Origin of the sequence: Nocardia sp. NPDC049737 (assembly GCF_040674755.1) — a bacterium.
Lineage (GTDB): Bacteria > Actinomycetota > Actinomycetes > Mycobacteriales > Mycobacteriaceae > Nocardia.
In genome coordinates, this window is record NZ_JBFANH010000079.1 from 1 (window position 1) to 6,830 (window position 6,830).

At 63.9% G+C, this 6,830-nt stretch carries 3 protein-coding genes and 2 pseudogenes; 3 read left to right on the forward strand and 2 right to left on the reverse strand.

What is annotated here, in order from left to right; translation table 11 throughout:
* Window positions 1-177 precede the first annotated feature (177 nt).
* A pseudogene (locus tag AB0J47_RS41945) lies at window positions 178-362 on the reverse strand (hypothetical protein); the annotation flags it as partial.
* 1,045 nt (window positions 363-1,407) lie between these two features.
* On the opposite strand from AB0J47_RS41945, the gene AB0J47_RS41950 reads away from it, so the two are divergent.
* On the forward strand, window positions 1,408-1,908 hold the full coding sequence (locus tag AB0J47_RS41950; protein WP_329406784.1) for a hypothetical protein: 501 nt from the start codon (window positions 1,408-1,410) through the stop codon (window positions 1,906-1,908).
* Between the two features lie 78 nt (window positions 1,909-1,986).
* Here AB0J47_RS41950 and AB0J47_RS41955 read toward each other — a convergent pair whose 3' ends face one another.
* Complete coding sequence (locus AB0J47_RS41955; protein ID WP_364360201.1) at window positions 1,987-2,397, reverse strand: TetR/AcrR family transcriptional regulator; 411 nt, start codon at window positions 2,395-2,397, stop codon at window positions 1,987-1,989.
* A gap of 664 nt (window positions 2,398-3,061) precedes the next feature.
* Between AB0J47_RS41955 and AB0J47_RS41960 the strand changes: the two genes are divergently transcribed.
* Both AB0J47_RS41960 and AB0J47_RS41965 read left to right on the forward strand, forming a co-directional pair.
* Complete coding sequence (locus tag AB0J47_RS41960) at window positions 3,062-5,671, forward strand: discoidin domain-containing protein (RefSeq protein ID WP_364360198.1); 2,610 nt, start codon at window positions 3,062-3,064, stop codon at window positions 5,669-5,671.
* A 155-nt stretch (window positions 5,672-5,826) separates the two neighbouring features.
* A pseudogene (locus tag AB0J47_RS41965) lies at window positions 5,827-6,711 on the forward strand (ISL3 family transposase); the annotation flags it as partial.
* Window positions 6,712-6,830: the final 119 nt, after the last annotated feature.

Consider the following 6,830-nt stretch of genomic DNA (forward strand, 5'->3'; position numbering starts at 1 on the left):
GCGGCGATCTCCAGACGCCGGGTCGCGTCCGAGTGCCCGCCGCCGTCGAGCGCCGACGCCATCAGCTCGTGACAGGTGTACGTGGCAACCTGGTCGGGACCGGCGTGGCGGGACGAAACGCTGATCGACATGGGGAACACCTTGGTGGAAGGAATTCGGTACGGTCAGCTCGTGGTCGATCAAGGTGTACCGAATGCGGGTGATATTCGCCGGATCCCGATAGAAGTCCGCGACGTTATCCGCCGACATCGGCGGTGCCATCGGATGGACGAAACCCGGAAACGAGAAGTATGCGGTGATCCAGATTATCCCAAGATGGGCAGAGTCCAGAATAAGATCAATTCCCCGTCGGTTCGCCTAATCGCTTCGAATCCTCACGGAAAAGCACTGTCACCCAGACCTGCTGCCGCCGGTGATCACGGAAATGGCCTGGCATAATGCTCACCGGATTCGAGCAATGTCGCGCGCGACACTTGTCCTTGCGCCGGTAACTCGCCCTGCCCTACGGCGGCACCTCTCGACCTGCGCGCTCTCCGTCTCGGCCATAACGTGCACCATGCCTATCTAATCTTGACGAGGGAGACTAGCCGATCGGCTAGTCAGTGCTCTGAGCATAAACGCAACACCCTGCGCCTGCATAGTGTTGACTGAAAACGGTTGCTTGCCGGCTTTGCCGGGACCGGGCGGCAGTCATGCGGACAGGTCAACGATTCCTGGTGGGATAAAAATTGAGGGACGTGTCGACGTGGACTACAGAACCCGCTCGAATTCCCTTTGGACTACGGCCTTTTCGGCTTGCGCCGGGTTCGCGGCGTCGACCGGCCGAGCGGGGCCACCCCCTGACCGATCTGCGCGTGCCTGTTCGTGATCGGACTATCTCCTGGGTATCGGCGCCTAATGCGCCCCCGGCTCATCGCGAGCAGTGCAGCGCGGCAGCTCATCGCACCGAACGGTGAACCGCCGACCGGCAGGTTCTGACCGAAGATCCCGGTGGGCCCGTCTGCGAGGTGGTCGAGCGCTTCGTGGGCGACGTCGTCGGTTCTCGTCGGCCGCCCGGCGCCGCCATGAGGTATCGCAGCGGACCCGCTTCGTTGCAGAGCGCGAGCATTGGTAAGCGCCGTGAAGATGCGCAAACACGAGGCTTCGCCGAGCCGGTGGGCGTCAACACCGTTCACCCAGCGTGGGCAAAGGTGGCGGGGCCGGCCACGGCGGCGGAACTGGTAGACATCGATAGGCATGGACAACTCCAGGTTCGAGCTTTCCGATTCGGGGTGGACGTATACCTAGCCGTTCGGCTAGTGTCGCCTATCACAGGGTAACGCCATTCTCAGAAGCGCGAACCCCGTTGCGCAACCGTTTGACACTCGGGTGAGCAACCGAATCACCAGCTTCGAGAGGAGATCCATCATGTACGACACCACCATTCGCACCATCGCGACCTGGTGCGGCATCGCCGCAATCACCGTCGCCACCGCCACCGCGTGCGGCTCCACCGACAAAACGAGCGGCACCACGACAACGACCGCCGCCGCGGCGTCGATGTCATCGACTGCGGCACAAGCTGATTCGGCCACGACCAACGCGGTCACCCACGCCTTCGTGGCATTCTTCGACACCAAAACACCGGTGGATCAGCGGGTCGCTCTGGTAGAGAACGGCACGACCTTCGCGCCGGTACTGACGGCCCAAGCCGACAACCCGGCCACACAGACGACGGCGACCGTGTCCGCGGTGCAGGCGGGCGATGCTGCGCACGCCACCGTCACGTACACGCTGCTGATGGGCGGCAACCCGGTGCTGCCTGATCAGTCCGGGCAGGCGGTGCAGGAAAACGGTCAGTGGAAGGTCGCGGCGACGACGTTCTGCGCGCTGGTCGAACTGCAAGGTGGACCGGTGCCCGGCTGCTGATCACCGCGCAGACATCGAGGCTACTCGGAAAGCCGAAAAAGCCGTCGCGCCAGACGCATCAGATGAGACCGCAACGTCTCATCGTCGAGGTCGATCGCCAGCGGATGAAGAGCGGCGCCACTGATGGCCGCCGATATCATCGCCGCCTCGACGCGCATGTCGATGTCGGCGTTCGCACCACTCAAATCCGTCAACAAGCGCTCCATCATTTGGGATCATTTGGGCATACGCGTCGTGATCGGCGAGGAATCGCACCATGACCGGATCGGTCTGCAGCACGCCGACCAATCGTCGGCGTTGCACCGCGAGGTCGATCTGGGTGAGCAGGACCTCTCGAGCACGCAGATCGCCCTCCTCCGCCTCGGCGGCGCCGATCGAGGCATCCAACCTTTCCAGTCCGGTCTCGGCCACCGCGAGGATGATGTCGTTCTTCGACTTGAACTGATAGTCGACAGCGGCTTTCGTCACACCGAGGGCGTCGGCGATCATCTGCAACGACGTCCCGCCGACACCATGCTCGGTTAACAACGCCAGTGCAGTATCTACTGTGCGCCGCTGTGCGGCAGTTTAGCCACGATGCCTCGACACCCACCAGTTGCATCGCCTGCCGAGGTCACGAGAGCGAGAATACCGATCGCGCGACCCGATCCCCAACGGCCATGGTGGAAAAGGCTGTCGATCGATCTCCGACTGTGTGCCCTTCGGAGTCCGAGCTCGGGACGGTGGGGCCGAGGAGGCTGAAGCGCGCAGCGCGGCGGCGTGTTGAACGCTGGACGACAGAGATCAGCCAGGACAACTGGGCGACCAACAAGATACCTGGTCGTCCTCGTTCCGATCTGTAGGTAGCCCCGCCGGAGGCGTAAACGGCTGATCAGACTGGAGCATCGCCTACCGACGATCAGCTGTTTCTGTTGGTACAGGGCGCAGTAGTCGTTTCCCTTCCCGAATCGACTGCCCACATTGGCTATCAACCACCCTTCCGCCGCGTGGTGGGCTTCGGTGGGACCCACACACCATATGGAGAGGTACGTAGTTGTCCTTGATAGGTAGGTGCTTCGGGCGCGTCGGCGTGTGGGCAAGGGCTTGGATCGCTGTCGCGATGCTTATGGTCCTCGCGCTGGTGGTTCAGGTTCCTGTGGTGGCGGTGCGCCACATGTCCGAGGTGACGGCGGGGACTATTTGCCCGGATGACGAGCTCGCCGCTGCGCCGGAGTGGGCACCGTCGAGCGGCGCGGTCGATGCCGCCTACGATCGGCATCCCTTCGTGGGCAACGGCTATCTCGGGTTGCGGGTGCCCCCGCGTGGTATGGGCTACGCGGGGACGGACCAATTGAGTGGTTGGCCGCTGTACACGCCACGCTATGACGGCGCGTTCGTTGCCGGACTGTACGGTCACACACCGACCGTCGCCGCGGACCGCGAGGTGGCGGCGGCCATTCCGAACTGGTCGGGCCTCACCGTCGGTGTCGGCGACGAGAAGTACTCCGGCGCAACACCGGCGGCGCAGATCACGAATCTCGCGCAGACGGTGCACCAGCGGTGCGGGCTGGTACGCACCTCCCTCACCTGGACCACACGGGACGGCAAGACCACCGATCTGGTGTACGAGGTGCTCACCGATCGCGTCGATCAGCATGTCGGGGCGGTGCGGCTGACGATGGTGCCGCACTGGTCCGGTCAAGTCACCGTCAGCGATGTGCTCGACGGTGCCGGTGCACGGCGAATGACGCAGATCGACGGTGGTGCGCGCGGCGAGGACGGTATCGGTGTCGGCTTCCGAACCGATGGCAACGCAGTCACCGGTGCGGTCGCTTCGGTGTTACGCACGACAGCATCGACAGCACAGCAGGTTTCGCCAGCACTCGGATTGAGTATCGGCCGGGAGGCGCGGTGGGAGGCGCGGGCGGACGAAACCTACGAGGTGACGAAGTTCGTCGGTGTCGACACAACGCTCACCGCCCCGGATTCTGCGACTGCGGCGTTCGACGCCGCGCGTCGAGCCGCGGACAAGGGCTGGTCGCGGCTGCTCGCCGACACAGCGGCGGCGTGGCGGGAGCTATGGCGGGGCGAGGTTGTCATACCGGATGCTCCCGAAATCCAGGCTTGGGTGCGTGGCGCGCTGTATTCGCTGTATTCGAGCACGAATTCCGGGCAGGACAACAGCATTTCACCGGTTGGGCTCAGTAGCGACAACTATGCGGGCGCGGTGTTCTGGGATGCCGATACCTGGATGTTTCCGACGCTGTTGCAGTTCGCGCCCGAGCTGGCGAAATCGGTTGTGGAGTACCGGTACAAGACGCTGCCGGCAGCGCAGGCCAATGCGCGGCTGCTCGGTTTCCGTGGCGCGTTCTATCCATGGACCAGCGCCAGCCGCGGCGATCTGGCCGAATGTCTCAGCTGGCTGCCGCCGCACTGCCTGAACCAGGTTCATCTGCAGGGTGATATCTCCCTGGCGGCCTGGCAGTACTATCTCGCCACCGGCGACGATGATTATCTACGCACCCGCATCTGGCCGGTCATGCGCAATGTGGCCGAATTCTGGGCCTCGCGTGTCACGCCGAATCCGGACGGCAGCTACTCCATCAACGATGTCGCAGGCCCCGACGAATACAGCAACGGCGTACGAGACGGGGTTTACACCAATGCTGTGGCCGCGCTTGCCCTGCGCAATGCCGCACACGCCGCCGATCTCCTGCGCGAACCCAGCCCACCGGAATGGACCACCATCGCCGACCGGCTGCGCATACCGTTCGACCCCGCACGGCAGACCTTCCTGCAGTACGACGGCTATCCGGGCACACCGATCAAACAGGCCGACGCCGCGCTTCTGATCTATCCCCTGGAATGGCCCATGTCCCAAGAGGTTTCCGAGCATACGCTCGACTTCTACGCCGAACGCACCGATCCCGGCGGCCCAGCCATGACCGACTCGATACACGCCATCGCCGCCGCGGCGGTCGGGCGCCCCGGCTGCGCGACCAAAACCTATGTCGAACGTGCGGTGCGCTCATTCATGCGCGCACCGTTCGGGCAATTCTCGGAGTCGCGGGGTGTCGGGGGCCTCGCGGAAATCCTGAGCGCACCAGCGTTCACGTTCGTTACCGCGGCTGGGGGATTCCTGCAGTCTTTCACCAACGGACTGCTGGGGCTGCGCCTGCGCGAGGACAGGATCCGTATCGACCCCTTGCTATCGCCGGAACTGAAATCCGGAGTGTCCATCCACGGAATGCACTGGCAGGGGAGAACTTTCGACGCCGAACTCGGACCCGACCGCACAACCATCACCCTCACCGACGGTGCGCCGATGCAGGTCGAAACCTCGACCGGCGTCGACCTCGTCAGTGCCGACCAGCCATTGACCGTCACGACTCGGCGACCGGATCTGGACCACAGCGAAAACCTCGCCCGATGTACATCTGTTACCGCATCTTCCGAGGAACCGGGCCGATACGCCGCTGCGGCAGTCGATGGCAGTCTGGCCACCGGTTGGGCACCCGAGGGCACCCGAGCAAACCTCACGGTCGATCTGGGCACCGATCATCCCATCAGCAGAATCCTCCCGCGCTGGGCCGAGCACGCACCGACGTACACAATCACAGCATCCACCGATAACCACACCTGGACACCGGTCACCACCGACCCCACAACCGGCACAGTACAAAACTCACTTACCGCCCGCTACGTACGCCTCACGGTCGCTAGCGCTAATCCCATGATCCACCCCATAATCCAAGAACTCGAAATCGCCGGCCCACCACACTGACACTGAAGTACTGAAGGGACCGGCTCGGCTTCGGTTGACTCAGTACGCTGCCAGTTGGTAAGTCACTCGCGTGAAGGGTCGGGACTGTAAGAACAACAACGGCTCTGGCTCACTTTCGGTGGCTCAGCGTGATGGTCTGACGGCACGATGCCCGGGTGGGCGAGGTGAATATTGCTGTCGGGCTTGCTTTCTCAGGGTTGTCGGCTCTGCTGGTCGAGGCTGTCGTTGATGATGGTCCGCAGATCGTGGTGCGTGCCAGGACAGCGCCGGGTCCTGCGGCATGCTCGCGCTGCGGCGTGGAGTCGGTGAAGGTTCACAGCTATCACCATCGGACCGTCGCCGATCTACCGGTGGACGGCCGGCTCGTGGTCGTGCGGGTGCGGATTCGGCGGTTGATCTGTCCGACGCCGCAGTGCTGCAGGACCTTTCGCGAGCAGGTTCCTGGCGTGCTCGAACGTTACCAGCGGCGCACCACTCGGCTGACCGGCCAGGTGCGGGCGGTCGTGAGGGAACTGGCCGGTCGGGCCGCAGTTCGGCTGCTCGCCGCGCTGCCGGTTCGGCTGTCCCGCCACACCGCAGTACGGGTATTGCTGCAAATCCCGCTGCCTCACCGGCCGGTGCCTCGGGTGGTAAGCGTGGACGATTTCGCGTTGCGGCGCCGAAACCGCTACGGCACAGCGGTGATCGACGCGGTCAGCCACGAACGAATCGCTGTCCTGCCCGACCGCAAGTCCGAGACTCTCGAAGCATGGCTGCGCGACAACCCCGGTGTCGAGCTCGTCGTCCGCGACGGATCGGCTACCTACGCCGAAGCCATCCGCCGGGCACTGCCCGCCGCGCTGAAGGCCAGTGACCGCTGGCACCTCTGGCACGGGCTTGCCCGATCGGTCGAAAAAGTCGTTGCCGCGCATGGCCGATGCTGGGCAGCCGCCGGTCCGAAGAGGCAGACGCTTACCCGCGAAACCAGCACGTTGGAACGCTGGCATGCGGTGCACAACCTGCTCGATCAGGGTGTCGGACTGCTCGACTGCACCCGTCGGTTCGGATTGTTCGCAAGAAAGTCTTTGAACAGGTGACTGCCGAGGCGTTTTCGGATGGCCTCGTGCAGGCGTACCGATTCGGTCAGCGTCGCGGCCAAGTCGTGTGGTTTACGGAGGAA

Bases quoted from the DNA above. Each gene is read 5' to 3' on its own strand.
- AB0J47_RS41950 (WP_329406784.1), top strand. From the start codon at position 1,408: ATGTACGACACCACCATTCGCACCATCGCGACCTGGTGCGGCATCGCC.
- AB0J47_RS41955 (WP_364360201.1), bottom strand. From the start codon at position 2,397: ATGATCGCCGACGCCCTCGGTGTGACGAAAGCCGCTGTCGACTATCAG.
- AB0J47_RS41960 (WP_364360198.1), top strand. From the start codon at position 3,062: ATGTCCGAGGTGACGGCGGGGACTATTTGCCCGGATGACGAGCTCGCC.